The sequence below is a fragment of the Amycolatopsis sp. NBC_00355 genome (genome assembly GCF_036104975.1).
GTDB lineage: Bacteria > Actinomycetota > Actinomycetes > Mycobacteriales > Pseudonocardiaceae > Amycolatopsis.
Window position 1 is genome coordinate 964,733 of the sequence record NZ_CP107982.1, and the last position, 25,545, is coordinate 990,277.

20 protein-coding genes are annotated in these 25,545 nt (G+C 72.3%); 9 read left to right on the forward strand and 11 right to left on the reverse strand.

Going from position 1 to position 25,545, the window contains the following annotated elements:
- Positions 1–30: 30 nt before the first annotated feature.
- From OHS18_RS04215 to OHS18_RS04225, 3 genes are read right to left on the reverse strand one after another with little or no spacing between them, the layout of a single operon-like run.
- Positions 31–1,257, reverse strand: a complete 1,227-nt coding sequence (locus OHS18_RS04215; RefSeq protein WP_328615999.1) for an SGNH/GDSL hydrolase family protein — start codon at positions 1,255–1,257, stop codon at positions 31–33.
- Positions 1,254–3,578 (reverse strand): beta-glucosidase, encoded by a 2,325-nt coding sequence (locus OHS18_RS04220; protein ID WP_442874407.1) that lies wholly within the window; start codon positions 3,576–3,578, stop codon positions 1,254–1,256. Before OHS18_RS04220 ends, OHS18_RS04215 begins: the two co-directional genes overlap by 4 nt.
- A 28-nt stretch (positions 3,579–3,606) precedes the next feature.
- Positions 3,607–4,617 carry a LacI family DNA-binding transcriptional regulator gene (locus OHS18_RS04225; protein WP_328616000.1) on the reverse strand — a complete coding sequence of 337 codons (1,011 nt, stop codon included), beginning with the start codon at positions 4,615–4,617 and terminating at the stop codon, positions 3,607–3,609.
- A 133-nt stretch (positions 4,618–4,750) separates the two neighbouring features.
- Here OHS18_RS04225 and OHS18_RS04230 point away from each other — a divergent pair, with 133 nt between their 5' ends.
- The 4 genes from OHS18_RS04230 to OHS18_RS04245 are packed head-to-tail and all read left to right on the forward strand — an operon-like array spanning position 4,751 to position 10,883.
- On the forward strand, positions 4,751–6,046 hold the full coding sequence (locus OHS18_RS04230) for an extracellular solute-binding protein (protein WP_328455898.1): 1,296 nt from the start codon (positions 4,751–4,753) through the stop codon (positions 6,044–6,046).
- Entirely contained in the window at positions 6,043–7,011 is a 969-nt protein-coding gene (locus OHS18_RS04235; RefSeq protein WP_328616001.1) for a carbohydrate ABC transporter permease, read from the forward strand. Before OHS18_RS04230 ends, OHS18_RS04235 begins: the two co-directional genes overlap by 4 nt.
- Positions 7,011–7,835: a carbohydrate ABC transporter permease gene (locus OHS18_RS04240; protein WP_328616002.1), complete on the forward strand. Its 825-nt coding sequence runs from the start codon at positions 7,011–7,013 to the stop codon at positions 7,833–7,835. The genes OHS18_RS04235 and OHS18_RS04240 overlap by 1 nt, the downstream gene beginning before the upstream one ends.
- A gap of 15 nt (positions 7,836–7,850) precedes the next feature.
- Positions 7,851–10,883, forward strand: coding sequence for a glycosyl hydrolase 115 family protein (locus tag OHS18_RS04245; protein ID WP_328616003.1), 3,033 nt, complete (start codon positions 7,851–7,853; stop codon positions 10,881–10,883).
- Positions 10,884–10,911: 28 nt separating this feature from the next.
- On the opposite strand, the gene OHS18_RS04250 is transcribed toward OHS18_RS04245, so the two are convergent.
- On the reverse strand, positions 10,912–11,952 hold the full coding sequence (locus tag OHS18_RS04250) for a LacI family DNA-binding transcriptional regulator (RefSeq protein ID WP_328455891.1): 1,041 nt from the start codon (positions 11,950–11,952) through the stop codon (positions 10,912–10,914).
- A gap of 138 nt (positions 11,953–12,090) precedes the next feature.
- Here OHS18_RS04250 and OHS18_RS04255 point away from each other — a divergent pair, with 138 nt between their 5' ends.
- The gene (locus tag OHS18_RS04255; RefSeq protein WP_328616004.1) at positions 12,091–13,107 is read left to right on the forward strand and encodes an endo-1,4-beta-xylanase; all 1,017 of its coding nucleotides are present in this window, start codon (positions 12,091–12,093) and stop codon (positions 13,105–13,107) included.
- 62 nt (positions 13,108–13,169) lie between these two features.
- Here OHS18_RS04255 and OHS18_RS04260 read toward each other — a convergent pair whose 3' ends face one another.
- Positions 13,170–13,727 (reverse strand): polysaccharide deacetylase family protein, encoded by a 558-nt coding sequence (locus OHS18_RS04260; RefSeq protein WP_328616005.1) that lies wholly within the window; start codon positions 13,725–13,727, stop codon positions 13,170–13,172.
- Between the two features lie 52 nt (positions 13,728–13,779).
- Positions 13,780–14,715, reverse strand: coding sequence for an acyl-CoA desaturase (locus OHS18_RS04265; RefSeq protein WP_328616006.1), 936 nt, complete (start codon positions 14,713–14,715; stop codon positions 13,780–13,782).
- A 285-nt stretch (positions 14,716–15,000) separates the two neighbouring features.
- Here OHS18_RS04265 and OHS18_RS04270 point away from each other — a divergent pair, with 285 nt between their 5' ends.
- Positions 15,001–15,246, forward strand: coding sequence for a hypothetical protein (locus OHS18_RS04270; protein WP_328616007.1), 246 nt, complete (start codon positions 15,001–15,003; stop codon positions 15,244–15,246).
- A gap of 78 nt (positions 15,247–15,324) precedes the next feature.
- On the opposite strand, the gene OHS18_RS04275 is transcribed toward OHS18_RS04270, so the two are convergent.
- The 3 genes from OHS18_RS04275 to OHS18_RS04285 all read right to left on the reverse strand — a co-directional run bounded on the left by OHS18_RS04275 (position 15,325) and on the right by OHS18_RS04285 (position 18,320).
- A complete protein-coding gene (locus OHS18_RS04275) occupies positions 15,325–15,528 on the reverse strand; it encodes a cold-shock protein (RefSeq protein ID WP_086680104.1) in 204 nt (67 codons plus the stop codon).
- Between the two features lie 99 nt (positions 15,529–15,627).
- A complete protein-coding gene (locus OHS18_RS04280) occupies positions 15,628–16,932 on the reverse strand; it encodes a class I SAM-dependent methyltransferase (RefSeq protein ID WP_442875341.1) in 1,305 nt (434 codons plus the stop codon).
- Positions 16,914–18,320, reverse strand: a complete 1,407-nt coding sequence (locus OHS18_RS04285) for an FAD-binding oxidoreductase (protein WP_328616009.1) — start codon at positions 18,318–18,320, stop codon at positions 16,914–16,916. The genes OHS18_RS04280 and OHS18_RS04285 overlap by 19 nt, the downstream gene beginning before the upstream one ends.
- Before the next feature lie 197 nt (positions 18,321–18,517).
- Here OHS18_RS04285 and OHS18_RS04290 point away from each other — a divergent pair, with 197 nt between their 5' ends.
- Positions 18,518–18,937, forward strand: a complete 420-nt coding sequence (locus OHS18_RS04290) for a DUF6292 family protein (RefSeq protein ID WP_328455871.1) — start codon at positions 18,518–18,520, stop codon at positions 18,935–18,937.
- 400 nt (positions 18,938–19,337) lie between these two features.
- On the opposite strand, the gene OHS18_RS04295 is transcribed toward OHS18_RS04290, so the two are convergent.
- On the reverse strand, positions 19,338–19,778 hold the full coding sequence (locus OHS18_RS04295) for an ATP-binding protein (protein ID WP_328616010.1): 441 nt from the start codon (positions 19,776–19,778) through the stop codon (positions 19,338–19,340).
- 79 nt (positions 19,779–19,857) lie between these two features.
- On the opposite strand from OHS18_RS04295, the gene OHS18_RS04300 reads away from it, so the two are divergent.
- Positions 19,858–21,672: a S9 family peptidase gene (locus OHS18_RS04300; protein ID WP_328616011.1), complete on the forward strand. Its 1,815-nt coding sequence runs from the start codon at positions 19,858–19,860 to the stop codon at positions 21,670–21,672.
- Here OHS18_RS04300 and OHS18_RS04305 read toward each other — a convergent pair.
- On the reverse strand, positions 21,648–22,520 hold the full coding sequence (locus OHS18_RS04305) for an ankyrin repeat domain-containing protein (RefSeq protein WP_328616012.1): 873 nt from the start codon (positions 22,518–22,520) through the stop codon (positions 21,648–21,650). The two genes, OHS18_RS04300 and OHS18_RS04305, sit on opposite strands and share 25 nt — an antisense overlap.
- Before the next feature lie 112 nt (positions 22,521–22,632).
- Between OHS18_RS04305 and OHS18_RS04310 the strand changes: the two genes are divergently transcribed.
- Positions 22,633–24,861: a helix-turn-helix domain-containing protein gene (locus OHS18_RS04310; protein WP_328616013.1), complete on the forward strand. Its 2,229-nt coding sequence runs from the start codon at positions 22,633–22,635 to the stop codon at positions 24,859–24,861.
- Positions 24,862–25,545 lie beyond the last annotated feature (684 nt).

Sequence of the window (25,545 nt, forward strand, 5' to 3'; positions counted from 1 at the left end):
AGGATTGTGGTCGGCTTCACAAGCGCGTCTTCACCCCCGTGGGGGAGCGTCGAACAGTCCAAAGGGGACACTCGACGCGAGTGCCCGGTACCCGGCGGGATTGAGGTGCAGGTGGTCACCGACGTCGTAGGCGGGCCGCAACCGGCCGGGCGCGGCCGGATCACCGGCCACGCGGTCGAAGTCGAGGACCGCGTCGAAGTGGCCGCGGATCCAGGTGTTGACCCGCTGACGCGCCGCTTCGCGCTCGGGGGTGTCATAAGGCGAGTTGCCGCCGAACGGCGTCAGCGTCGCGCCGTAGACGCGGATGTCCTGGGCGTGGGCGCGGGTGATGATCTGGTCGTAGGCGTCGATCAGGTCGTCCGCGGTCTGCGCGGCTGCTTCGGCGGCGGCGGTGCCGATGTCGTTGACGCCCTCGAACACGATCGCCCACCCGACACCGCTCTGGGCCAGCAGATCGCGGTCGAGCCGGGCCAGGACGTTGGGGCCGAGGCCGTCCTGCAGCACCCGGTTGCCGCCCGCCGCCTGGTTGACCACTGCGGCCGGCACGCGCGAGGCCAGCACGTCCGGCCAGCGGTCGTTGCCGTTCGTCGTCGAGCCCCGGCCGTCGGACAGGGAGTCGCCGATCACGGCCACCGCCGAGGCGGGGGACAGGACCTCGACGCCGCTCAGGAAGTACCAGTGGTCGACCGGGGTCGCGCCGGGCAGGTCCGGCGCGGTCACCCGGTCGCCCGCCAGCAGGTACGACGTCGTGCGCGAGCCCGGGTGGGAGGTGATCGCCGTCGAGGCCTGGCCGTGGGCCAGGTACGTCGTCACGGTGATGTTCTCCGCCGCCCGCACCGGGAACGGCAGTGGGTCCGACACCGCTTGCGCACCCGCCGGGACCGTCGTCGACGGCTTGCCGTGGAACGTCACCGGCAGCGAAGTGCCCGGGACGATCGCGGAGACCCCGGCACCACCGGAGACCGGCCGGGCGACCGAGACCGCCGTGAGCGGCAGGGGCGCGCCGCCGAAGGCGTTCGAGAACCGCAGCCGGATGCGCGGGCCACCCGCGGAAACGTGTGCGGTCTGGCGCAGGGACGCGTTGTCGAGCACACGATCCGGCCCGGTGAACGGCGCCGGCGGCAGGTTGCCCGGTTCGGTCAGCTGCGGCATCGACGTCCACGTCGCCACCCACCGCGACGCGGGCGGCCGGCCGGACGCGCCCACGGACAACGCCGTGAGCGCGACCAGCACGGCGATCACGAACGGGCGCCTCACAAGGAGAACTCCGGCGCGAGCACCCGATCGAAGCCGACCTCCCGGCGGGGACCGGACAGCGTGCAGTGCAACGTCGTGACGATCCGCTCGCTCGACGTGCCGACCCGCAACTCGACGTCGCCCGGCTCGACGAGACGCCGGCCCGCGCGGCCGGTGTAGGAGGTCAGGTCGGCGTGCAGGTCGATGTCCAGGACTTTCGCCTCGCCGGGTGCGAGGTCGACCCGGCGCGCGGCGATCAGCTGCCGCTCCGGGCGGGCCACCTCGGCGACCGGGTCGTGCAGGTACACCTGGACGACTTCGGACGTCGGCCGGTCGTGGTCGTTGCGCAGGGTCACGCGGACCCGGCAGGTGCCGTCGGTCGGCCACAGCGAACCCGTCGCGCTGACGTCCTGCCAGGTCGCCGGCGCGTAGGAAAGCCCGTGCCCGAAGGGGAACAGTGGTGTCGGGTCGACCGTGCTGACCTCGCTGCGCCGGCCCAGCGGGGCCGCCAGGTACGTCGACGGCTGGTTCGCCCCGGCCGCCGGGAAGCTGACGGGGAGCCGGCCCGAGGGATCAATCCGTCCATTGAGGACACTCGCGAGCGCGGGCGCGCCCTCTTCGCCGGGGTAGAAGCCGCAGACGATCGCGGCCAGCCGGTCCGCCTGCCGCGACAGCTCGTACGGCCGCCCGGACAGCAGGATCAAGATCACCGGTTTGCCCGTCGCGAGCAGGGCTTCGAGGAGTTCCTCCTGCCGGCCGGGCAGCCGCAGGTCGGGGGCGTCGCAGCCTTCGCCGGACGTCCCGCCGCCGAACAGCCCGGCCCGGTCGCCCAGCACGGCCACGCAGACGTCCGCGGCCGCCACGGCCGAGACGGCCTCGGCGATCCCGGCGTCGTCGCCACCGACCACCGGGCAGCCCAGGGCGTACGTGACGTCGTGGTCGGCGCGCAGGGCCTCGGCGACCGTCGGCACGTCGACGCCGAACGGGACGTCCGGGTGGTGGACGCCGACGTGCAGCGGGAACGAGTAGCAGCCGAGCATCGCGCCGGCCGCGTCCGCGCGCGGCCCGACGACCGCGACCTTGCGGCCGGGGGCCAAGGGGAGCGTGCCGTCGTTGTGCAGCAGCACGATCGAGCGTTCGGCCACTTCACGGGCCAGCGCGCGGGACTCGGCGTCGTCGAGGTCGATCTCTTCGGGCACCTCCGGCGCCCAGTCCGCGTCGAGCAGGCCCAGCTCGCACTTCTGCCGCAGCACGCGTTCGAGGGCCCGGTCGACGACGGCGGCATCGACCGAGCCCCCTTCCACCGCGGCGAGCAGCGGCTCGCCGTAGCAGTCCATGGTCGGCAGTTCGACGTCGATGCCCGCGGCCAGCGCCTGACCGGCGGCGTCACCGCGACCGCTCGCGACGCCGTGCAGCCGGTGCAGGAACGCCACGGAGAAGTAGTCGGCGACGACGGTGCCGGTGAACCCGTAGGTGCCGCGCAGCAGGTCCGTCAGCAACGTCGCGTCGGCCGCGGCCGGGACACCGTCGATGTCGTTGTAGGCGTTCATCACCGACCGCGCGCCCGCGCGCAGGGCCAGCTCGAACGGCGGGAGCAGGACGTCCGCGATCTCGCGCGGGCCCGCCGACATCGGCGCGAGGTTGCGGCCCGCGCGTGATGCCGAGTAGCCGACGAAGTGCTTCAGCGTGGCGATGATGCCCGCCGACTCCAGGCCGGCGACGTAGGCGGCGCCGATGGTGCCGACCAGGTACGGGTCCTCGCCGATGGTCTCCTCGACGCGGCCCCACCGCAGGTCGCGGGCGACGTCGAGGACCGGCGCGAGCCCCTGGTGCACGCCCAGGCGGCGCATGGTGATCCCGATCCGTTCGCCCATGCGGCGCACCAGGTCCGGGTCGAAGCTCGCGCCCCAGGACAGCGGCGCCGGGTAGACCGTGGCCTGCCACGCCGCGAGCCCGGTCAGGCACTCCTCGTGCACCACCGCGGGAATCCCGAACCGGCTGCTCGTGGTGATCTGCCGCTGGGTGCGCGCGAGGCTGCGGGCGCCGATCGCCGGGTCGACCGGGCGGGTGCCGAACGCCCTGGTCAGCTGGCCGATCCCGTGCCGGGCCAGGTCGTCGAGGTCGATCTCGGCGTCGACGAAGTCGTGCTGGTGCGGGGCCATCTCGCCGCCGGCGTCGATGCCGACCCAGACGCCGTAGAGCTGGGCGATCTTCTCCCGCGGTGTCATCCGCGCCATCAGGGCGCGGACGCGCTCGGCCGGGTCGGCTTCGGGATCACGCCACGGCTCCGGAGAACCGGTGGCCTTGGGGGCCTCTGGGGCCTCGGTCGGCTGCGTGGTCAAAGCTGTCCGCCCTTCGTAGGGGAGAGGATCAGGAGAGGGCGCGGGTCGAGTGCCGCACCACCAGGCCGGTGTCCAGGGTGAGGTGGGTGCGCTCGACGGCGTCGCCGTTGATCAGCGCGATGAGCATGCTGATCGCGCGGTGGCCCATCTCGCGGATCGGCTGGTCCACTGTGGTCAGTGGCGGGCTGCAGAGGGCCGACTCGGGCACGTTGTCGAAGCCCACCACTGACAGGTCGTCGGGCACCGAAAGCCCCAGTTCGCGGGCCGCGCCGACGGTCGCGATGGCCGAGATGTCGTTCGCGGCGAACACCGCGGTCGGCCGGTCGGACCCGGTCAGCAGCTCGTGCGCCGAGGCCGCGGAGATCTCCGGATCGTAGGCGCCGTCCCGGATCAGGGCCTCGTCCACCGCGACGCCGGCCGCGTGGAGCGCCCGCAGGTAGCCGGTCTTGCGCAGCTCGGCGGACTGCAGGTCGGGCCGGCCGGCGAGGAAGCCGATCCGCCGGTGGCCGAGTTCGAGGAGGTGCTCGGTGGCCAGCTGCGCGCCCCGCAGGTTGTCGGAGTCGATGGTCGGCAGGTGCGACGGCCCGGTGTGCGGGTCGACCGCGACCACCGGGGTGCCGGGCACGGCCTCCAGCGAGACGGCGGGCGTGACCAGCACGGCGCCGTCGACGAGGGTGCCGCTCAACCGGGACAGGTAGCGCTTCTCCCAGCCCTTCGGGTCACCGGTGCGCCCGCCCGCGGAGTAGACGACGAGTTCGAAGCCACTGCCGCGGATCGCGTCGGCGGCCCCCTTGAGCAGCTCCGTGGAGAACGGTTCCAGGTCGGCGACCAGGATGCCGATCACGTTGGTCCGGTGGTTGCGCAGGCTCTGGGCGACGAGGCTCGCCTCGTAACCGAGCTCTTCGATCACGGCCCGGACCTTCGCGAGCGTTGCGGCGGAGACGCCGTAGCGGTCGTTGATGACTTTGGAAACCGTGGCCACCGAGACGCCGGCGTGGGCCGCGACGTCACGGATGGTCACCCTGGAACTGGGCTGCATCGCCTCAGACTAGCCATGTAAAACGTTATCGACAACGATTGACATCCGTTTTTCGCTGGCGCAGACTCTTCGCCAACCCGGGCGTTGTCACGCCCCGTCCAACTCGGCCGAAGTCGTCAGGAGTGGACCCAAAATGTTTGCGAAACGCAGAATCCCCGTAGTCGCCGCGCTCGCGGCCGTCGTGCCGCTCGCCCTCGCGGCGTGCAGCGGGGGGAGTGACACGCCCGCGCAGCCGAGCGGCCCGGTCACCCTCACGTGGTGGCACAACGGCACCACCGACCCGATCAAGGCGATCTGGGAGAAGGTGGTCACCGACTACCACCAGGCGCACCCGGACGTCACGATCAAGGCCCAGCCGCTGCAGAACGAGGACTTCCCCACCAAGGTGCCCCTCGCCCTGCAGGGAGCCGAGCCGCCGGACGTCTACCAGTCCTGGGGCGCCGGCGACCTGGCTTCGCAGATCACCTCGGGCAAGGTCGCCGACATCACCGACGTCACGAAGTCGTGGATCTCCGCGACCACCGGCAAGTTCGGTGAAAACTGGCAGGTCGACGGCAAGCAGTACGGCGTGCCGTTCGAGCAGCACTTCGTCGGTTTCTGGTACCGCAAGGACCTGTTCGCCGACGCCGGGATCACCGCGCCGCCGAAGACCATCGACGACCTGAACTCCGCTGTCACCAAGCTCAAGGCCAAGGGCGTCGCACCGATCTCGGTCGGTGGCAAGGACCGCTGGCCGGACGCCTTCTACTTCAACTACTTCGCCGTCCGCGAATGCTCGGTCGACGTGCTCAAGCAGTCGGTGAAGGCGATCAAGCTCGAGGACCCGTGCTGGACGAAGGCGGGGCAGGACCTCAAGAACTTCCTGGCCACGCAGCCGTTCCAGACCGGGTTCGCCGGCACCGCCGCCCAGCAGGGCGCGGGCAGCTCGGCCGGCCTGGTCGCCAACGGCAAGGCGGCGATGGAGCTGCAGGGCGACTGGGAGCCCGGCACGATGTCGGCGCTGACCGAGGACAAGCAGCTGGACTCGAAGGTCGGCTGGTTCCCGTTCCCGTCCGTGCCCGGCGGCGCGGGCGACCCCGCGGCCGTGCTCGGCGGCGGTGACGGTTTCGCCTGCACCACCCGCGCGTCGAAGGCGTGCGCGGACTTCCTGCAGTACCTGGGCAGCGAGCCGGTGCAGACGCAGCTCGCCGCGCAGGGCGCCGGCTTGCCCGTCAACACCGTGGCCGCCAAGGCGCTGAAGACCGACACCCTGAAGGCCGTCTACGACTACGGCACGAAGTCGCCGTACCTGCAGATGTACTTCGACCGGGCGTTCCCGACGGCGGTCGGCGCCGCGCTGAACGACGCCGTGGCCAACATGTTCGCCGGCCAGGGCACCCCCGAAGGCATCGTGGCGGCCGTCAACCAGGCCGCGGCAGGCAACAAGTGACCACGACCACCAGTCCGGTGCGGGCGGCGCGACCGCCCGCACCGGCGGTGCCGGTCCGGAAGCGGCGCTCGAGCCTGCGCAAGCGGCTCGAGCTGGCGCTGCTGCTCGGCCCGGCGCTGCTGCTGTTCGCCGGGTTCGTCCTGGTGCCGATCGGGATCGCGGCGTTCTACAGCCTGTTCAACTGGAACGGCTTCGGCGCGCTCGACGACTTCGTGGGCCTCGACAACTACGTCGACGCCTTCGGCGGCGATGTGTTCCAGAGCGCGATCGTGCACAACCTGATCATCGCCGGGCTGTCGATCGTGGTGCAGCTGCCGCTGTCGATCGGCCTGGCGCTGCTGCTCAACCGGAAGCTGCGCGGCCGGGCAGTGCTGCGGTCCCTGGTGTTCGCGCCGTACGTCCTGTCCGAGGCGATCACCGCGGTGATCTGGGTGCTCATGCTGCAGCCGAGCGGGTTCGCCGACCAGGTGCTCCAAGGCGCCGGGCTCGGCGGCCTGGTCCGGCAGTGGCTGGCCGACCCGGGCATCGTGCTCTACACGCTGTTCGCGGTGATCACCTGGAAGTTCATCGGCTTCGGCATCATCCTGCTGCTGGCCGGGCTGCAGGGGGTGCCGGCCGAGCTGCGCGAGGCCGCCGCGCTCGACGGCGCGTCGGCGTGGCAGACCACCCGCCACGTCGTGCTGCCGCTGCTCGGGCCGACCATCCGGATCTGGATCTTCCTGTCGGTGATCGGCTCGCTGCAGCTGTTCGACATCGTGTGGATCATGACGCTCGGCGGGCCCGCGAACGCGTCGGCGACGATGGCGACCTACCTGGTCGACCACGGCTTCAAGCGCTACGAGTTCGGGTTCGGCTCCGCCGTCGCGGTGATCCTCTTCGTCATCTGCTTCGTGTTCGCCCTGCTGTACCAGCGATTCGCGCTGCGCCGGGACACCCAGGGCGCCCTGACCAGGATGGTGGGCTGATGCGCTCGCGCCGGTTCGGCCTGTCGATGGGGTATCTCGCGGCGATCGTCGTGGTCGGCGTGACTCTTGTGCCGCTGCTGTTCGTGGTGCTCGGCGGGTTCCGCAGCAACGCGCAGATCAACTCCGACCCGGCGGGGCTGCCCGGGCCGTGGATCACCGAGAACTACGCCTCGGTCCTCGGCTCGAGCGCGTTCTGGACGTTCCTCGGCAACAGCGCGCTGATCGCCGTGATCGCGACCGCCGTGGCCGTCGGCCTGGGCTCGATGGCCGGGTTCGCGCTGTCGCGGTACCAGTTCAAGGGCCGGGAAGCGCTGTACACGCTGTTCACACTCGGCCTGCTGTTCCCGCTCACCGTGGCGACGCTGCCGCTGTACCTGTGGCTGCGCCAGCTCGGGATGCTGGAGAGCTTCTGGGGCGTCGCGATCCCCGAGGCGGCGTTCTCGCTGCCCGTGACGATCGTGATCCTCCGCCCGTTCATGCACGCCATCCCCGGCGAGCTGGAGGACGCCGCGGTGCTCGACGGCGCGAGCCGGCTGGGGTTCTTCTGGCGGATCCTGCTGCCGCTGTCGGCGCCCGCGCTGACGACGGTCGGCGTGCTCGCCTTCGTCACCAGCTGGAACGCTTACCTGCTGCCCCTGCTGGTGTTCAACGACGCCGCGCACTTCACGCTCCCGCTCGGTGTCGCCACGTTCCAGTCCCAGTACTCCCAGGACACCGCCCGGGTGCTCGCGTTCACCGCGTTGTCGATGGTCCCCGCGCTCGCGTTCTTCGTGCTCGCCGAACGGCGCATCGTCGGCGGGCTGACCGGATCCGTGAAGGGCTGACACAGGAGGTCTCCCGTGACGTCCGAGGTACACCGCCGTGCCTTCCTCCAGCTGCTGGCCCTCGCCGGCGCCGGAACCGCCGTCCTGCCGGGAACCGCCGAAGCCGGCACGGGCTTTCCCCTGGTGACGCGGGGCAAAGCCGCGACCATCGTGGTGAGCGCCGGTGATCGGCCGGGGGTGCGCCGGGTCGTCGGCGACCTCGCGGCCGACGTCGAGCGCGTCACGGGCGTGCGGCCGGCCGTCTCGATCGACGTCGTCCCCGCGCACGGGCCGGTGGTACTCGTCGGGACGCTGGGCCACAGCCCGCTGGTCGACGACCTGGTCCGCGCGGGCCGGCTCGACGTCACCGGCGTCGCCGGGAAGTGGGAGACGTCGCTGAGCCAGGTCGTCGACGGGACGCTGGTGCTCACCGGCAGCGACCAGCGTGGCGTGATCTACGGCGTCTACGAGATCTCGCGGCGCATCGGCGTCTCGCCGTGGTACTGGTGGGCCGACGTCCCGCCGCGGCGCAGCGCGGAGCTGCACCTGCCGGGGGAGCGGTTCAGCCTGGGCACCCCCCGCGTCAAGTACCGCGGGTTCTTCATCAACGACGAGAACCCGGCGCTCGGCACCTGGGCGCCGGCGTACTTCGGGCCCGGCAAGGCGCCGGGCTACCCGGGTGGCTTCACCCACGAGTTCTTCGCGAAGGTCTTCGAGACCCTGCTGCGGCTGCGCGCGAACTACCTGTGGCCCGCAGTCTGGGGACGCGCGTTCGCCGAGGACGACCCGCTCAACCACGCGACGGCCAAGGAGTACGGCGTCGTCATGGGCACCTCGCACGAGGCGCCGATGATGCGGGGGATCGAGGAGTGGAACCGGCACGCGGTCGCCGCGGTCCGCGACGCGGCGGGAAACATCGTCACGCCCGGCCACGACCCGTACGGCGGCACGGGGGAGTGGAGCTTCCGCCGCAACGGCGAGGCGATCAAGGCGTACTGGGCCGACGGCATCCGCCGGATGGCCCGCGAGGACTTCGAAGGCGTCGTCACGCTCGGCATGCGCGGCAACGGCGACGTCGGCCTGCCCGACGGCGACGGCATCGAGCTGATGCGCGAGATCCTCGCCACCGAACGGGAAATCCTCGCCCGAGAGCTGAGCACGGACGTCCCGCAGGTGTGGACGCTGTACAAGGAAGTCCAGCGCTACTGGGCGCAGGGGCTCCGCCCGGCCGACGACGTCATCGTCGTGTTCACCGACGACAACTGGGGCAACATCCGCAAGCACCCGGATCTCTCCTTGCCGCCGCACCCGGGCGGGTACGGGCTGTACTACCACTTCGACTACGTCGGCGGCGGCCGCAACTACAAGTGGGTCGACACCACCCTGATCGCCAACACCTGGGAGCAGCTGAACCAGGCCGTCTCCTACGGCAACGACCGGCTGTGGGTCGTCAACGTCGGGGACATGAAGGGCAACGAGCTGCCGCTGCAGTTCTTCCTCGACTACGCCTGGGATCCGTCGGCACTGCCCGTTTCGCGATTGTCCACATGGGAGCGAGAATTCGCTTCGGCGAACTTCGGCGCCGCACTGGCGTCGGACATCGCTTCGGTGCTGCACGACTACGGGCGGTTGCAGTCCCGCCGGAAGCCGGAGCTGCTGAACCGGAAGATCACGCTGCAGGCCGACGGCACGATCGGGTACGACGACCAGGCGACGCCGTTCAGCCTGGTCAACTACCGCGAGCTGGACACCGTCACCGACGAGTGGCAGGCGCTGGCCGCCCGCGCGTCGAAGATCTCCGCCCGGCTGCCGGCGGCCTGCCGCGACGCCTACTTCGAGCTCGTGCTGTACGAGGTCGAGGCGTCGGCGAACCTGTACGCGCTGCGGCGGGCCGAGTTCACGAACCTGTTGTACGCGGCGCAAGGCCGCGCCTCGGCCAACGGGCTCGCCGCCGTCGCCGAGGCCCGGTTCGCCGACGACCTCGCCTTGGCTGCGAAGTACAACACGGGCGTCGCGGGCGGCAAGTGGAACGGATTCCAGACCCAGCCGCACATCGACTACGGCGACGTCGCCCGCTACGGCCCGAACGCACCGTGGCAGCAGCCGGAGAAGGACAACGTCGCGCTGCCGGACGTCCTCTTCCCGGCGGTGCGGCGGGTTCCGGTTCCCTCCGGTGCCGAAATGGGGGTCGCCGTCGACGGCTCGGAGCAGTGGTGGCCCGCGGCGGCGGGACGTCCGGTGCTGCCGGAGTTCAGCCCGTTCCAGAGCACCCCGGCGCAGTACGTCGACGTGTTCAACCGCGGGCGGACGCCGTTCCGCTGCACGGTGACGGCGGGCGCGCCGTGGGTGCGGGTCGAGCCGCGCGGCGGCCGGGTGGACGAGGAGCTGCGGATGACGGTGCGGATCGACTGGGCGCGGGCACCGAAGGGCACCACGACCGTGCCGATCACGGTGTCGGGTGCGGGCCGTTCGGTCGTCGTGGACGCGGTGGTGCGTTCGGCCGACCTGCCGTTGTCGTGGCGGCACGGGTTCGTCGAGGCCGGCGGGCACGTTTCGATGGAAGCCGACCACGGCGACGCGATCGCGGCGGCCGGCGTGTCGTGGCGGCGGATCCCGGACCTCGGCCGGACGGGCGCCGGCATGACGCCGTTCCCGGTGACGGCGGCGAGCCGGGAGGTGGGGGCGGGCCCGCGGCTGGAGTACCGGATGACGCTGGTCACGGCCGGGCCGGTGACGGTGTGGGCGTACCTTTCGCCGCGCGGCAACGTGCTGCAGGGTGCCGGACTGCGGTACGCGGTCTCGGTGGACGACGCGGTTCCGCAGGTCGTCAACATCACCAAGGCGACCGGCGCGGACGACACGACCATGAACCGGCAGTGGGAACGGACGACGTCGGACAACGTGAACCTGACCTCGACGCGGCACGTGGTCGCCGCGCCGGGGCCGCACGTGCTGAAGATCTGGATGATCGACCCGGCGGTGGTGGTGCAGAAGCTGGTGGTCGACACGGGCGGGTTGCGGCCGAGCTACCTGGGGCCGCCGGAGAGCAAACGGCTGGGAAAGCCGTGAGCAGGGAACGGCGTTCTCACTGCGTTTGTCACTCGCGGCTGGCGGGCGCGGTGCTGTGGCGCACGACCAGGCTGGTCGCCAGCTCCAGCCGCCGGGCGTCCGGCGTCAACCCCCGGGCCAGCGCGATCGCCAGCCGGGCCCCGGCCGCCGCCATCTCCTGCAACGGCTGGCGGATCGTCGTCAGCTCCGGCGTCAGCCAGCGGGCCACCGGCAGGTCGTCGAAACCGACCACGCTCAAGTCGGCCGGGATGCGCAACCCGGCGTCGCGGGCGGCCTCGTACACGCCCAGTGCCTGCAGGTCGCTGCCGGCGAACACCGCCGTCGGGCGGTCGGGGAGGGTGAGCAGTGATGCCAGCTCGCGGTAGCCCGAGCGGACGTGGAAGTCGCCCTTGCGGACCAGGGCCGGGTCGAAGGCCAGCCCCGCCGTCTCCAGGGCCGTGCGGTAGCCGTCGATGCGGGCCCGGCTGCACAGCACGCCGTCCGGGCCGCCGATCATCGCGATCCGCCGGTGGCCCAGCTCCACCAGGTGCCGGGTGGCCGTCAGCCCGCCCTGCCAGTTCGTGGCCCCGATCGAGGGCGTCTCCGGGCCGGGCGCGCCGGCCGGGTCGACGATCACCAGCGGGATGTCCCGCGCGCGCAGTTTCGCCAGCTGCCCGCCGGTGAAGTCGGAACACACCGAAACGATGCCGACCGGGCGCCGGGCGAGCACGCTTTCCAGCCAGCTCTGTCCCGGGGTGTGCCGGCCCGACGATTCCGCCAGTACGACCGCCATTCCGTTTTCGCGGGCGACGTGCTCGACCCCGCGGATGATTTCGAGCGCCCACGTGCTTTCGAGTTCGTGGAACATCAGTTCCAGCAGCCGGGAACGGCGGGACCGTTCGTCGGCGCGACGCCGGTAGCCGTATTTCCCGATGACGGCTTCGACGCGGGCGCGCGTGCTTTCGGCGACGTCCGGACGCCCGTTCAGCACCTTCGAAACGGTCGGCACGGAAACGCCGGTCTCGGCGGCGATCCGGGCGATGGTGACCCGCGTCGCTGCGGGTTCGAGATCGTCGGATTTTACTGGCATGAAGCGGATTCTAGGTCATCCGACCCGGAATTGACACGCTTCGAAACTTTCGATCATTGCTCCGACAGGTACCTTGACCGCCGTCGGCGGCGGCTTCTATCGTCGAAAACCGGCCCTATTTCCCCGAGGAGTCACGAGATGGTGCACGCAATTCCGGTCAAACGCGCGCTGGTCGCGATGGTGGCGCTCGCGGGCGTCGCCGTCTGGCAGGCGCCGGCGGCTTCCGCGTCGGTTCCGCTGAAGGACATCACGCACCGCTACGTCGGTAGTGCGGTGGCCGCGTCGTATCTCGCTTCGGAGCCCGATTACCGCGCGGTGCTCACCCGGGAATTCGACAACGTGACCCCGGAGAACGAGATGAAATGGGGCACGGTCGAGGCGGTGCGCGGGCAGTACGACTGGTCCGGCGCGGACGCGATCGTGCAGTACGCGCGAGCACACCACAAGACCGTCCGCGGCCACACGCTCGTGTGGCACTCGCAGCTCCCGGACTGGGTCGCGGCCCTGCCCGCCGACGAGCTGCGCCGCGTGCTGCGCGACCACGTCACGACGGAAGTGAAGCGGTACAAGGGAAAGATCCGCGCCTGGGACGTCGTCAACGAGATCTTCAACGAAGACGGGACACGCCGGGACACGGTGTTCCGGCAGAAGCTCGGGGACGGCTTCGTCGCGGACGTCTTCCGCTGGGCGCACGCGGCCGACCCGGCGGCGACGCTCTACATCAACGACTACAACATCGAGGGCCGCAACCCGAAGAGCGACGCCGTCTACGACCTCGTGAAGACGCTCCGGCGGCAGGGCGTCCCGATCGGCGGCGTCGGCGTCCAGGCGCACCTGTCGATCCAGTACGGCTTCCCGGACGGCTACCGTGCCAACCTCGCCCGCCTCACGGCGCTCGGGGTCGACGTCGCGGTCACGGAGGCGGACGTCCGCATCCCGACCCCGCCCGACGCGGCCAAACTGGACACGCAGGCGAGCTACTTCGGCCGGCTGTGGGACGGCTGCCAGGCGGTGCGCCGGTGCGTCGAGTTCACGACGTGGGGGTTCACCGACCGGCACTCGTGGGTCCCGGACGTCTTCCCGGGCGAGGGCGCGGCCTGCCTGTTCGACGCCGACCTGAAGCCCAAGCCGGCCTACACCCGCATCAACCCGTAACCACTGCTGTCCGCTGTCCGTGAAGGCCTCCTTGAGGGACTCAGAGTCCCTCAAGGAGGCTTTCACGGACTTGCGGGGAGCCCAAGGCGTCCCGCGCGCAGGCCGCTGGCGGAGAGCGCGGCCAGGATGCGGGGGACGGCGGCGACGGTCGACGCGTAGCCGCCGTCGTACATCAGGATGATCCCGCCCGGCTGGACCGCGGAAGCGGCCGCCGTGATCTCGTCGGCGGCCGCGCCCGCCCAGTCGCGGGTGTCGACGGTCCACAGGACCTCGGTGAGCCCGTGCCCGGCGATCGTGGCCGCCACGGCGGCGTCCGTGTCGCCGTAGGGCGGGCGGAACAGCGCGGGCCGGGTGCCGGTGATCCCGGCCAGCAGGTCCTGCGTCCGGGCCACCTCGAGCTCCCGGGCCGCGGGAGTGAGCGCGGGCAGCCTCGGGTGCGACCAGCTGTGGTTGCCGATCGGGTGTCCGGCCGCGGCGATCGCCCGGACCAGGTCCGGATGGGCGGCGGCGTGGGAGCCCTGCAGGAAGAACGTCGCCGGCGCGTCGCCCAGTGCGGCGAGCAGCGCCGGCGTCGTCTCCGGGTGGGGGCCGTCGTCGAAGGTCAGGGCAACCGGGTCCATCCGTCCACGGTCACCCCGCCCACGACGACGGGCAAGGAGTTTCGGCGGGGTTTCAGCGCGCCATGGCGGCGAGGCGCCTGGCCGTCGGCCAGCGGACCTGCCAGGCCCAGCCGAGCTTCTCGAACGCCCAGATCACCCGGGCGGAGATGTCGATCTGGCCGCGCTGGACGCCGTGGCGGGCCGACGTCGGGTCCGCGTGGTGGGAGTTGTGCCAGGACTCGCCCATCGACAGGATGGCCAGCGGCCAGAAGTTCGCCGAGCGGTCGCGGCTCGCGAACGGCCGTTCGCCGATCATGTGGCAGATCGAGTTCACCGACCACGTCACGTGGTGCTGGAACGAGATCCGGGCCAGCCCGGCCCACAGGAACGCGGTCAGCGCGCCCCACCACGACAGCGTGATCAGGCCGCCGAGCAGCGCCGGGAGCAGCAGGCTCGTGACCACCCACACGGGAAACAGGCGGTCGACGACGCGGATGTCGCGGTCGGCGGCCAGGTCGGGGGCGAACCGCTCGATGTTGGTCTTGTCGCGGCCGAAGAGCCAGCCCATGTGCGCGTGCCAGAAGCCGCGGGCCAGGGCGACCGGGGAGGTGCCGAACAGCCACGGCGAGTGCGGGTCGCCCTCGCGGTCGGAGAAGGCGTGGTGGCGGCGGTGGTCGGCGACCCAGGTGATCACCGGGCCCTGGGCGGCGAGGCCGCCGGCGATGGCGAGCGCGATGCGCAGCGCCCGCTTCGCCCGGAACGCGCCGTGCGTGAAGTAGCGGTGGTAGCCGATGGTGATCCCGAGCGTCGAGACGACGAAGAAGCCGCCGCCGATCGCCAGGTCCAGCCAGCTGACGCCCCAGCCCCAGAACACCGGGACCGCCGCGGCGAGCGCGAGGAACGGGATGAGGAGGAAGGCGCGGATGGTGAGCAGTTCGGGGATGGTCTGCTTGCCGGAGAGGACCGGCTTCGGGGCAGGTCGGGGTTTCACCGGGGTGGGTGAGGTCATGCACCACTCGTTTCGAGGTCTTCGCCACGCGCGGAGGGGGTCCTGCGCGGGAGGCCGGGGACGCGGGACACCCGGCTCGTTCAGCTGTGTACGCGCGGCCCGCCGCACGGTCGCCGCTCCTGCCGGCGCCCGGCCGTCAAGGGCCGAGGGGACGGGAGTGTGCCCGGCACTGCGCCGGCGTACGAGGTGCTCCCGTGTTTCCGAGGCTACCCGAGCCGCGGGTGAACCCGCAGTGTGGCGAACGAGGGAGACCCTGGGGCGGCCACGGCGCAGTACGGTGGGTCGATGGCAGAACGAGCAGGTGGCCCCGCCCTGGACCCGACCCTCTCCGAATGGCTCAAGGCCCGCGACGAGACCCACCGGCACCTCGGCACCGCGAAGGCCACCGAGACCTCCGAGGCCAGCGTGGACGCCGGCTGGACCCAGCGGCTGGCCGACCTGCTGGCCACCGAGCAGTCCTGGCAGGCCCAGTACACCGAGCTCGTCGCCCTCGGCACCCCCGGCCGCCGGTTCCCCACGTCCAACCGCTGACCGCGTCCGGCCTCGCCGGACCCCGGAAAAGGGGAATGCCCCCGCCCCGAGGGGCGAGGGCATTCCATGTCGCGTGGTTCAGATGACGCTGACCCGCTGGGCCTGGGGGCCCTTCTGGCCCTGCCCGATCTCGAACTCCACCCGCTGGCCCTCGTCGAGCGACTTGAAGCCGGTGCCCTGGATCTCGGAGTAGTGGACGAACACGTCCGGACCCCCGCCATCCTGAGCGATGAAGCCGAAGCCCTTTTCACCGTTGAACCACTTGACACTGCCCTGAGCCATACCCATACCTACTTCTCATCAGTGAGCCTGGCCGCCCCGTTCGGACGCCCGGTCTCGTGACTATCCTCGCAGAAGTGCGCGCGAGAGGCACGCCCGGTCTCAAACACCCCAGTCGGGCCGCAGCGGCATCCCCATTCCGCCCTGGTTGTCGGTGCGTACGCCGAGGATCTGGTGCAGCTCGATCTCCCGCCGTTCGAAGGCCAGCCGGCAGGCCGCGAGGTAGAGCGCCCACACCCGGCTCCGGCCCGCCCCGGCCTCGGCGACGGCCTCGTCCCAGTGCTCGTCGAGGTTGGCGCACCAGCCGGCCAAGGTGGTCGCGTAGTGCTCCCGGATGTTCTCCGAGTGCCGGACCTCCAGCCCGGCGTCGTGCATCGCCGTGACCAGCTCACCAGGGGCTTCCAGCTCGCCGTCCGGGAAGACGTAGCGGTCGATGAAGCCGCGGGAGCGGTGGGCGACGCTCGAATCCGGGTTGGTGATGCAGTGGTTCAGCAGCCGCCCGTGCGGCTTGAGCTTGGCGGCCAGGAAGCGGAAGTAGCCGGGCACGTTGCGGGCGCCGATGTGCTCGGTCAGGCCGATCGACGAGATCGCGTCGAACCCGGTTTCGGTGACGTCCCGGTAGTCGAGGTGCCGGATCTCGGCGCGGTCGGCCAGGCCGAGGGCGACGATGTGCTTCTGCGCCCACTGCGCTTGTTCACGCGAAAGTGTGACCCCGAGCGCCTCGACGCCGTAGTGGCGGACGGCGTGGGCGACCATGCCGCCCCAGCCGCAGCCGACGTCGAGCAGCTTCATGCCGGGCTTGAGGCCGAGCTTGCGGCAGACCAGGTCGAACTTGTGCTCCTGGGCCTGCTCCAGCGTGGCGCCGTCCTCGGGGAACACGGCGCAGGTGTAGGCCATCGACGGCCCCAGGACCAGCTCGTAGAACCGGTTGGAGACGTCGTAGTGGTTCGAGATCGCGTTGCTGTCGCGCTCCTTCGAGTGCCGCAGGCCCGACAGGCTCCGCCGGAACCGGCCGGGCAGCTCCTCGACGGGCGGCTCGACGCGGCGCAGGTGCGCGGGCCCGAGCTTGCGCAGCAGCCAGACGCGGTCGGCCGGGGTCAGCTGGTCGACCTGGGCCGCCAGCGCGTGCAGGGCCGTGTAGAGGTCGCCCTTGACGTCGATGGCGCCGGCCACGTAGGCGCGGGCCAGGCCGAGGTCGCCGGGGGAGGAGATCAGGTAGTCCAGCGCGAGCGGGGAGCGCACCTCGATGGCGACCGGCGCGTCGGCCGGGCCGGTGGTGCTGCCGTCGTAGGCGGTGATCGACACGGTGGAGCTGGCGCCGAGCAGGCGCTCGAAGACTTCGCCGACCGGGATGGTTACCTTGGTCACATTCGTTCCTTTCAGGGCGTTCATCGGCGCCGGACGCATTTCTCGTAGAGGCCGAGCAACCGGCCGTCCGGGTCGTAGGCCCGCTTGAGCTCCCGGTAGGCGTCGCCGTTGTAGAGGCGCCAGAACTCGTCCTCGGAGTAGAAGCTGTCCGAGTAGAGGGATTTGTGCCCGCCGAGGCGGGTGACCTCGGCTTCGATCATCCGGTTGTGGACGCCGTCGCGTTCGCCCGGGTCCAGGGGTACCGCCGACCAGAAGCCGAAGTTGACGTAGAGCTCTTCGGGGTCCAGTTCGTAGAGCGGCCAGCGCACCCCGCCGGGCCGCTGGCGCAGCGGGCAGATCCAGACCGGGCTGATCGGGATCTCCCGCTCGAAGAACTCGAGGAAGTCCGCGGCGTGGGCCAGCGGCACCTCGATGTCCTGCACGATGGTCTCCTCGGGTGGCAGCCGCTTGAGCTTGAGGAGCTTGGCGGCGATGCCGAAGCGGCGGTCGAGCGCGACGAGCTTCCAGTACACCGAGGAGCGCAGGAGCCGGCGGCCCATCAGCAGCCGGGGCAGCCGGGACTGGACGCCGAACGCGCGGGAGCACCAGAACCAGTCGGTGTCCCAGCGCCACAGGTAGTCGCGGACGGTGAGGTGGTCGGTCTCGCGCCGCTGGATCGAGCGGTAGTAGATGTCGAGCCAGGTGTAGTCGCTGGTTTCCGGCGCGGTGTCGGCGAAGGTGCCCAACGTGATGTAGAGCTCGTCCGGGCCGAACACGGTCCCGTCGACGAAGTCGACCGCTTCGCCCTCGTACGTCCGGGTGGTACAGACCTCACCGAGCGCCGTGAAGTACGTCTCCCGGTCGTGGTGGCGGACGTGGCGCAGCTTCACGAACGGCTTCACCGGCTCGAGCTCGATCCGCAACCGCAGCGCGTAGCCGAGCGTGCCGTAGGAGTTCGGGAAGCCGTGGAACAGGTCGCGGTGCTCGTTGTCCGCCGTGGCGACGACGATGCCGCCGTCGCCGGTCATGATCTCCAGCTCCCGCACCGACTCGTGCGGCATGCCGCTGCGGAACGAGCTCGACTCGATGCCGAGGCCGGTGACCGCGCCGCCGAGGGTGATCGTCTTGAGCTGCGGCACCACCAGGGGCATCAGGCCGTACGGCAGCGTCGCGTCCACCAGCTGTTCGTAGGTGACCATGCCTTCGACGTCGGCAGTCCGCGTCTCCGGGTCGACGCGCAGCACGTGGGTGAATCCGGAGACGTCCAGGCCGGGGTGCTCGGCCGACGCCCGGGAGCGGAAGAGGTTCGACGTCCGCTTCGCCAGCCGGACGGTGGCTTCGCCGGCGACCGCCGCCAGCTGCCGCCTGAGGTCGTCGACGCGGGATTCGTGTTCGGGGAAGGCCGGGCCCGGGCGGGCCTGGGGCGCACCGGCCTGATCGATCGTCACACCCCGATCCTGCCTCACGGGGGAAGGCCGCGCACCGTGCCGTCGTGCTCGTTGTCCCGGTGGCCGGTACCGGCACCGATCCCGTGCCCGATCGTCGCCGATCCTGGTGCCGATCCCGTGGTTGATCGACGGGGGCGCGGGGTATCCGCGAGCGGGCGGCGGAAGATCCCGCGGCCGACGGGGAAAGCGAGGCGGCGTTGAGCATTCTGATCGATTTCGGGCGCGACACGGAGTTCTCGTTCGAGCGGCGGTTGCGCGACTACCTGGGGGCGGTCGCCCGGGCGGTGGGGGTCGGGCCCGAGTCCGGGACCATCGACCTCGACACCCCGGTGTCGGCCTACGTCGCCCTGGACTGGCGGCTGCGCCGGTTCCCCGGGCACGACCTCGCCCTCGTCTGGGACGAGGTGCGCGGCTGGGCCGCGGCCCTGGAGGACACCGGCGGGGACGCCGCCGTCCTGACCTACCTCGGCGGCGAAGTGCTCCCCGAACCGCGGGCCGTCGTGCGGTTCCTCGCCGCGGTGCGCGCCGGCGACCCCGCCGCCGGACTGCTCGAAGCGCCGGTGCTGCGCGAGGCGGGCCACCACGAGGAACTGCTCGGCGCCCTCCCGGCCGACTGACCGCGGGGGAGCAGGGCTTCACCGCCCCGGCCGACGTCCTCGACCACCCGATATAGGTCGTGACTTGCGCGCCGACGGTTGGCTGGCGGACGAGAACCACACCTGCGAAGTGCCCCGGACGCCGGCTGACCACGGCGCACCGCGACCCGGCCCGGCTGTCCCAAGGGACGACCTGGTTCGGCGCCGACAAGCCCACCCGCCGGCGGCGGAGCCCCGGGCCGGGCACCGCCCCGGTGCTCGACGGCTGCCCCCGGCGGAATCCTCGGCCGCGAACGCACCGGCGATCACGTCGCGCACCTGCTGCGGCCCGTCAAGGCCACCAGCGCGGCCGCGCCGGCCGGGTCGCAGCGCGGCTTCCGGGCCGTCCGCGATCTCACGCCGGGGAACGGGCCGTGAGCGCTCAGTGTTCGCGGAACAGCTGAGCCGGGACCAGCGCCCACACGGTCTTCCCCGGCTCGGTCGCCCGCACGCCCCACCCCAGGGACAGCTGCTCGACCAGTTTCAGGCCGTGGCCGCCGCCGGTCGCGACGCGCTCGACCGACGGGTCGTCGTCGACGACCTCGACCAGCAGGCCGCGCAGCTCGCGCGTCACCCGCAACGAGGAGGGCCGCGGTGTGTGGTCGTAGGCGTTGCCCACGAGTTCGTCGACCACGAGCAGCAACGCGCCGAGCGGCTCTTCCTTCGTCCGCCCGAAACCGAGGCAGCCGGCGACGGTCGAGCGGATCCGGCGCAGCGCCGGCCGCGTCGTGAGGTCGACGGTCAGTTCCGCGGCCCGGGCGACCCGCTGGCTGAGCCGTTCGACGATCAGGTCCCAGCCCGGGGGCAGCGCTTCGCCGTTCATCCATCGCTCCCTCGCACCCGGACACGCCCACCAGGAGTTCGGCGCCACCGGCCGCGCGGATGGCTGACAGACTGGCGTCATGGGGAAACTGAGCGCTGAAGACGTCGTCGACCGGATCCTGCCGCGGGAGCCGCGGGTTTCCCCGGACGGCCGCTGGGTCGGGTACCTCACGACGACCCGGGGGCGGACGGCCGGTGACCTGTGGCTCGTCCCCGCCGACGGCGGTGCACCACCGCGCAAGCTGGCCGCGTCCGCCGAAGCGCCGCGCTGGGCCCCGGACTCCGGCTCGGTCTTCTACCTGGCCGCCCGGCGGCTCCACCGGATCGGCCTCACCGGTGCCGCCGAACGCGTGACCGACCGGGAGGTCACCGCCTGCGTCTCGCTGCCCGGCGACCTCGTCGTCCTGGTCGGGCCCGGCGAAGAGCCACCGAGGGACCCGTACCTGCGCGCGCCGGAACCGCCCGACCTGTTGTGGCTGCTCGACCTGGCCACCGGCGACGTCCGGCCGCACGGCGACCTCGGTGACCGGCACGTCGTCGAGGTCGCGGCCCACCCCGGCGGCGGCCCGCTCGCCGTCCTGACCTGGCCGGTCGCCGACCCCGATCCCGGCATGCTCGAACCGCGGCTCCACCTGGTCGGCGGCCGCGACCTCCCCGCCCCGGCCGTCGAGGCGGCCGCGCTCACCTGGTGGGGCGACCGCCTCCTCTACCTCGGCGTGACCCCGCCTGGACTCGTCGGCGGCTACGCGATCCTCGACGCCGAGGACGGCGCCAACCTGACCGAGGGGATGGACGTCTGCCCGGTCGAACTGGTCCAGGTCGACGACGGCCCGCCGCTCGCTCTGTTCGCCGAAGGCCTCGACACCACGATCCGGCGGCTCGACCCGGCCACGCGCAGGTTCGTGGAGCTCGCGCACGCGCCGGGCTCCCTCGACTTCCTGAGCCACGGCGGCGGTGTCGTCGCCGTGGTCGCGAGCACCGCGACCGAACCCGACGACGTCCACGTCGGCCCCCTGGCGGGCCCGCTCACCCGGCTCACCGACAGCAGCCCGGAGCTGCGCGCCAGGACGTGGGGCCCGCAGGAGCGCCTGGCCTACCGCGCCGACGACGGCCTGGAGCTGGACGGCTTGCTCGTCCTCCCGCCCGGCACCACCCGCCGTGACGGCCCGTTTCCGCTGGTCACGCTGGCGCACGGCGGCCCGTACGACCGCTACGCCGACCGCTTCATGGTCGGCTGGTTCCGGCTCGCGCGGTGGCTGGCCGACGACGGGTTCGCCGCCTTCCTGCCCAACCCGCGCGGCAGCCAGGGCCACGGCCACGCGTTCGCCGTTTCCGTCGCCGGTGAAGTCGGCGGCGCGGAGTGGACGGACATCCTCACCGGCATCGACCTGCTGATCGACGCCGGTGTCGCCGATCCGGACCGGCTCGGCATCGGCGGTGGCAGCCACGGCGGGTTCCTCGCCGCCTGGGCGGCCGCGCGCAGCGACCGCTTCGCCGCGGCGTACGTCAACGCGGGCATCAGCGACTGGGGCATGATGGCCGCCACCGGCGAGCAGGGCGCTCTCTTCGAGGGGGCGCTCGGCGGGAGCACCGGCTGGGAGGGCCCGGGCCCGCACCGGCACGACCGGAACAGCCCGATCTCCTACGCCGCCGACATCCGGACGCCGATCCTGCTGCTGCACGGCGCGGACGACACCAACGTCCCGCTCGCGCAGGCCGAGTTCCTGCACCGCGCTCTGCGCCACTTCGGCGTCGAGCACGAGTTCGCCGTCTATCCCGGGGAGAACCACTCGCTGCGCGGCCGCGAGCACCAGCTCGATTTCCTGCACCGCACCCGCGAGTGGTTCACCCGGTGGCTCACCCCGCGCGATCAGTCCACTGTGGACGCGAAGTAGTCCCGTTCCGGGAGCACCAGCCAGGTGTCGGGCGGGCCGGCGATCGAGCGCGCGTCGACCGGCCGCAACCCCGCGTACGCGCAGGCGTAGGCCGCCGCGTTTCCCTCGTGCAGATAGGAAAGCAGGACCTCCGCGGAGGACGAATCGGCGTAGGGCCAGCCGCCGGGGTGGAGGTCCGACCCCTCGGTGACGCCGTCGCGGACGAGGCAACCCTGGTCGCCGCTCTTGGGGTTCGCGTAAACGCCGTAGCAGACCGTGCCGGCCGACAGGAGCCCGGTGACGACCGGGGTTTGCGGCAAGTAGCCCCAGGGCTGGGTGAGTACGCAGCCGCCGGGAACGTCCGTGACGCCGACGACCTCATCGGTTCCCCCGGCCGCCCACGGGTCGTCGAGCAGCGCCCGGGCGACCTCCGGCGCGGCCGGCCGGGCGCCGAGCCGGCGCGCCGCCTCGGCCGCGTCGATCGCCGCGACACACGCGAAGCCGGTGCCTTCGAGCCAGAAGTCGGGGAACGCCGCGGCCAGCCCGGTGGCGGCCGCCACGGTGGCGGCTTCCGCGTCCGTGAGCGCGACACCGTCCGGCGGCGGCCCGAACAGGTCGGGTGTCGGACCGGCCAGCGCGAGCCGCCCCGGGGCCCAGCCCGCCATCATCGGCCGCCACGGGTCCGCGCCCGCCGCCACGAGCACCCGGGCGTTCTCCGGGCGGCGCGCGTGCACCGCGTGCCACAGCGGCGTGGCCCCGCCGGCCTCGGTGTCGGCGGCGTCCACGGCGTCTACGTCAGTGGTCTGACGAGCCAGTTCCGCCACGGCTTCGGGCGTTCCTCGCTCGGCGGCGTCGTGCAGTGCGGTCATCGGTTCCCCTCCGGATCGGTCGCGGGCACCGTAGCGGGCGGCACCGACGATTTCGACGGGTAGCGCCGCACGAACCCCGCGTGTGATGCTCGGTACCGGAGGGGGAGGGGAGATGGACTCGTTCGGGGCGCGGTTGCGCCGTCTTCGGCGCGCCGCGGGGCTGACCCAGGAGGCGCTCGCCGAGAAATCGGGGCTCAGCGGGCAGGCCGTCGGCGCGCTCGAACGCGGGGACCGGCGGTTCCCGCACCGCGAGACGCTCGCCCGGCTCGCCGACGCCCTCGACCTCGACGGCGATGACCGGGAGGACTTCGCCGCGGCCGCCGCACGGCCCGGGACGCCGAAGCCGGAACCGGGGACCGTGCCGCGGGAGCTGCCCGGCGGGATCGCCGCGTTCACCGGGCGCGAAGCCGAGATCGAACGTGTGCTGGCCTGCTTCGGCGAGGCGCGGGAAGGCGTCGTGGTCGCCGTCGCCGGGATGGCCGGCATCGGGAAGACGGCGCTCGCCGTGCACGCCGGGCACCGGCTCGCGCGGCAATTTCCCGACGGCTCCCTGCACCTCGACCTGCGCGGGCACGCGGCCGACCCGCCGGATCCCCTCGACCTGCTCGACCGGCTGATCCGGGAGTTCGGCGGCGAGCCGCCGACGCCGCTTTCGCTCGACACCGCGTCGGCGCGGCTGCGGTCGCTGCTCGCCGCGAAACGCGTGCTGCTCCTGCTCGACAACGCCCGCGACGCCGCGCACGTCGCCCCGCTGCTGCCCGGGGGCGGCGGCTCGGGGGCGATCGTCACCAGCCGCGCCGCGCTGCCCGACCTGCCGCAGGCGCACCAGGTCCTGCTCGACGTGCTGCCGGAGGCCGATGCGCTGCGGCTGCTGGCCGCGGAGATCGGCGCCGAGCGGGTCGCCGCCGAACCTGCGGCGGCGCGGGCGGTCGCCCGGCTGTGCGGGTACCTGCCGCTCGCGCTGCACCTGGCCGGCGCGCGGCTGGCGACCCGCCCGAACTGGCCGGTCGCCCACCTCGCGCACCGGCTCGACGACGAGCGCCGCCGCCTCGACGAAACCGGGGTCCGGACGAGCTTCGAGCTCGCGTTCGGCCGGCTGGAAGCCGGTGACCCGGCCGCCGCCCGCGCGTACCCGCTGCTGTCGCTGCTCGACGTCCCGGAGCTGTCGGTGGCCGTCGCGAGCCGGCTGCTCGACGCGCCCGAACGCGAGACCGGGGAACTGCTGGAACGCCTCACCGACGAGCACCTGCTGACCACGCCCGCGCCCGGCTGGTACCGGCTACACGACCTGCTCCGGCTCTACGCCCGCGAACACGCCGAGCGGCTGACCACGGCCGAGCGGGCCGGCGCGATCACCCGGGTCGTCGAGCTGTGCGCGGCGATGGCCTGGCGGAGCATGGCGCTGGTCTCGGCGGCCTCGCAGCGACACGACTGGGCCGCGGGCCGCTGGTCGGTCGAGCCGGCGCCGGCGTCCGCGGAAGAGGTGTTCGGCTGGCTCGACGCCCACCAGCCGCACCTGGTCACCGTCGTGCGACAGGCCGCCGCGACGCCGGGGGTGCCCGCCGAGTCGATCGCCGCGATCGGGCTCGGCCTGTTCGAGTACCACCGGGCGCGGGCGCGGTGGCGCGACACCGTCCGCGTCGACGAGCTGGCCCTGGAGCTGGTCGACGGCGTCGACCGGGTGGCGGCCGCGACGCTGCGCAACGACCTCGGCGTCGCCGAGGCCGAGCTGGTCCACGGCGGTGAGGCGCCGGACTTCCGGCGGTCCCACGCGCACATGCGCCGCAGCCTCGCGGACTGGGAGGCGATCGGGGACCCGCGCCAGCTCGCGAGCAGCCTCAACAACCTCTGCTTCGTGTTCGGCCTCGGCGACGACCTGGACTCGGCCATCGAGTTCGGGGAGCGCGGCCTGAAGCTCAACCGGTCGCTGGGCCTGCGGCACGTCGAGACGCTGAACCTGGTCAACCTCGGCATCCTGTACGGGCGCCGGGGCGACCGGGAGCGCGAGCTGGTCTACGCGACCGACGCGGTGGCCGTCGCCGGCGACACCGGTGACGTGCGGGGCATGGCCTACGGCTGCATGCGGGCCGGCATCGTGCACCGCGAGGCGGGCCGGCCCGCCGAAGCCCTCGGGGAACTCCGCCGCAGCGCCGGGCTCTGGCGCGTCGCGGGTGTCCGGCTGTACGAGGCGATGGCGCTCGCCGAGCTGGGCCGCGCGCACCTGGAGGCGGGGGACCGCGAGCAGGCGCGGGAAGTGCTCACGGAGGCGCTGGCGATGATGCGGGAGTACGGGGGCGAAGAGCGCGCCGCAGCGGTCCGAGCGGACCTGGAACGGTTGTAACGCCGGGGCCGGCGACGAGCACGGGGGTCAGGAACGGCCGCGGCCGGTGCAGGACGCGGCAGACGACGACGTCCGTGCCCTCGGTGGCGCAGGCCAGCCGGACGGTGTCGCGGACGCGCTGCACGGAGAGCAGCCGCGTCTCCCGGGGTGCGGCGGCGCCCGCGGTCCCCGGGACACCGGCGAGCGCGGTCGCCGCGAGCAGCGCGGCCGAAAAGAGCCTCCAGGCGGTCGTCACCGATGCCTTCCTCGTCCGGGACTGCGGTACCGCCGATCTTCGCGGCGGGCCGCCGGACGCGACAGCGACAACCTCTACGAACCACCTCTACAACTGTGGTTTTCCCGCCGAAGCCGCCCGCGCGGGCCTCGTCGGGCGCGGCCGGTGCCGGCGATCATCCACAGTGGAGGTTCGGACTGTCCACAATGGACTTTAGGGCGCGCGCACGACAACGGCCGCGAGGCGTCCGGGAGGACGTCGTCGCGGCGTTCAGCCGAACGGGTCAATCGGGCCGGAAGGCCTGTGGGGGAACGGAAAGGTTCGCGAGCACCGCCTCGACTGCGCATCCGGGTCCGGGCGCGGCTGGTTGCTCAACCGTTGCCGCTCAGCTTAGTGCACCTGCACTATGCTGGACCATCCGGCGCTGGGCCGGGCCCGGCGCGCGGGGCGCCGGCAACCGGAGAAACGGG

Coding starts and splice junctions, on each gene's coding strand:
- OHS18_RS04295 (WP_328616010.1), bottom strand. CDS start 19,778: ATGAACGGCGAAGCGCTGCCCCCGGGCTGGGACCTGATCGTCGAACGG.
- OHS18_RS04230 (WP_328455898.1), top strand. CDS start 4,751: ATGTTTGCGAAACGCAGAATCCCCGTAGTCGCCGCGCTCGCGGCCGTC.
- OHS18_RS04255 (WP_328616004.1), top strand. CDS start 12,091: ATGGTGCACGCAATTCCGGTCAAACGCGCGCTGGTCGCGATGGTGGCG.
- OHS18_RS04260 (WP_328616005.1), bottom strand. CDS start 13,727: ATGGACCCGGTTGCCCTGACCTTCGACGACGGCCCCCACCCGGAGACG.
- OHS18_RS04300 (WP_328616011.1), top strand. CDS start 19,858: ATGGGGAAACTGAGCGCTGAAGACGTCGTCGACCGGATCCTGCCGCGG.
- OHS18_RS04240 (WP_328616002.1), top strand. CDS start 7,011: ATGCGCTCGCGCCGGTTCGGCCTGTCGATGGGGTATCTCGCGGCGATC.
- OHS18_RS04250 (WP_328455891.1), bottom strand. CDS start 11,952: ATGCCAGTAAAATCCGACGATCTCGAACCCGCAGCGACGCGGGTCACC.
- OHS18_RS04265 (WP_328616006.1), bottom strand. CDS start 14,715: ATGACCTCACCCACCCCGGTGAAACCCCGACCTGCCCCGAAGCCGGTC.
- OHS18_RS04270 (WP_328616007.1), top strand. CDS start 15,001: ATGGCAGAACGAGCAGGTGGCCCCGCCCTGGACCCGACCCTCTCCGAA.
- OHS18_RS04305 (WP_328616012.1), bottom strand. CDS start 22,520: ATGACCGCACTGCACGACGCCGCCGAGCGAGGAACGCCCGAAGCCGTG.
- OHS18_RS04310 (WP_328616013.1), top strand. CDS start 22,633: ATGGACTCGTTCGGGGCGCGGTTGCGCCGTCTTCGGCGCGCCGCGGGG.
- OHS18_RS04280 (WP_442875341.1), bottom strand. CDS start 16,932: ATGCGTCCGGCGCCGATGAACGCCCTGAAAGGAACGAATGTGACCAAG.
- OHS18_RS04225 (WP_328616000.1), bottom strand. CDS start 4,617: ATGCAGCCCAGTTCCAGGGTGACCATCCGTGACGTCGCGGCCCACGCC.
- OHS18_RS04275 (WP_086680104.1), bottom strand. CDS start 15,528: ATGGCTCAGGGCAGTGTCAAGTGGTTCAACGGTGAAAAGGGCTTCGGC.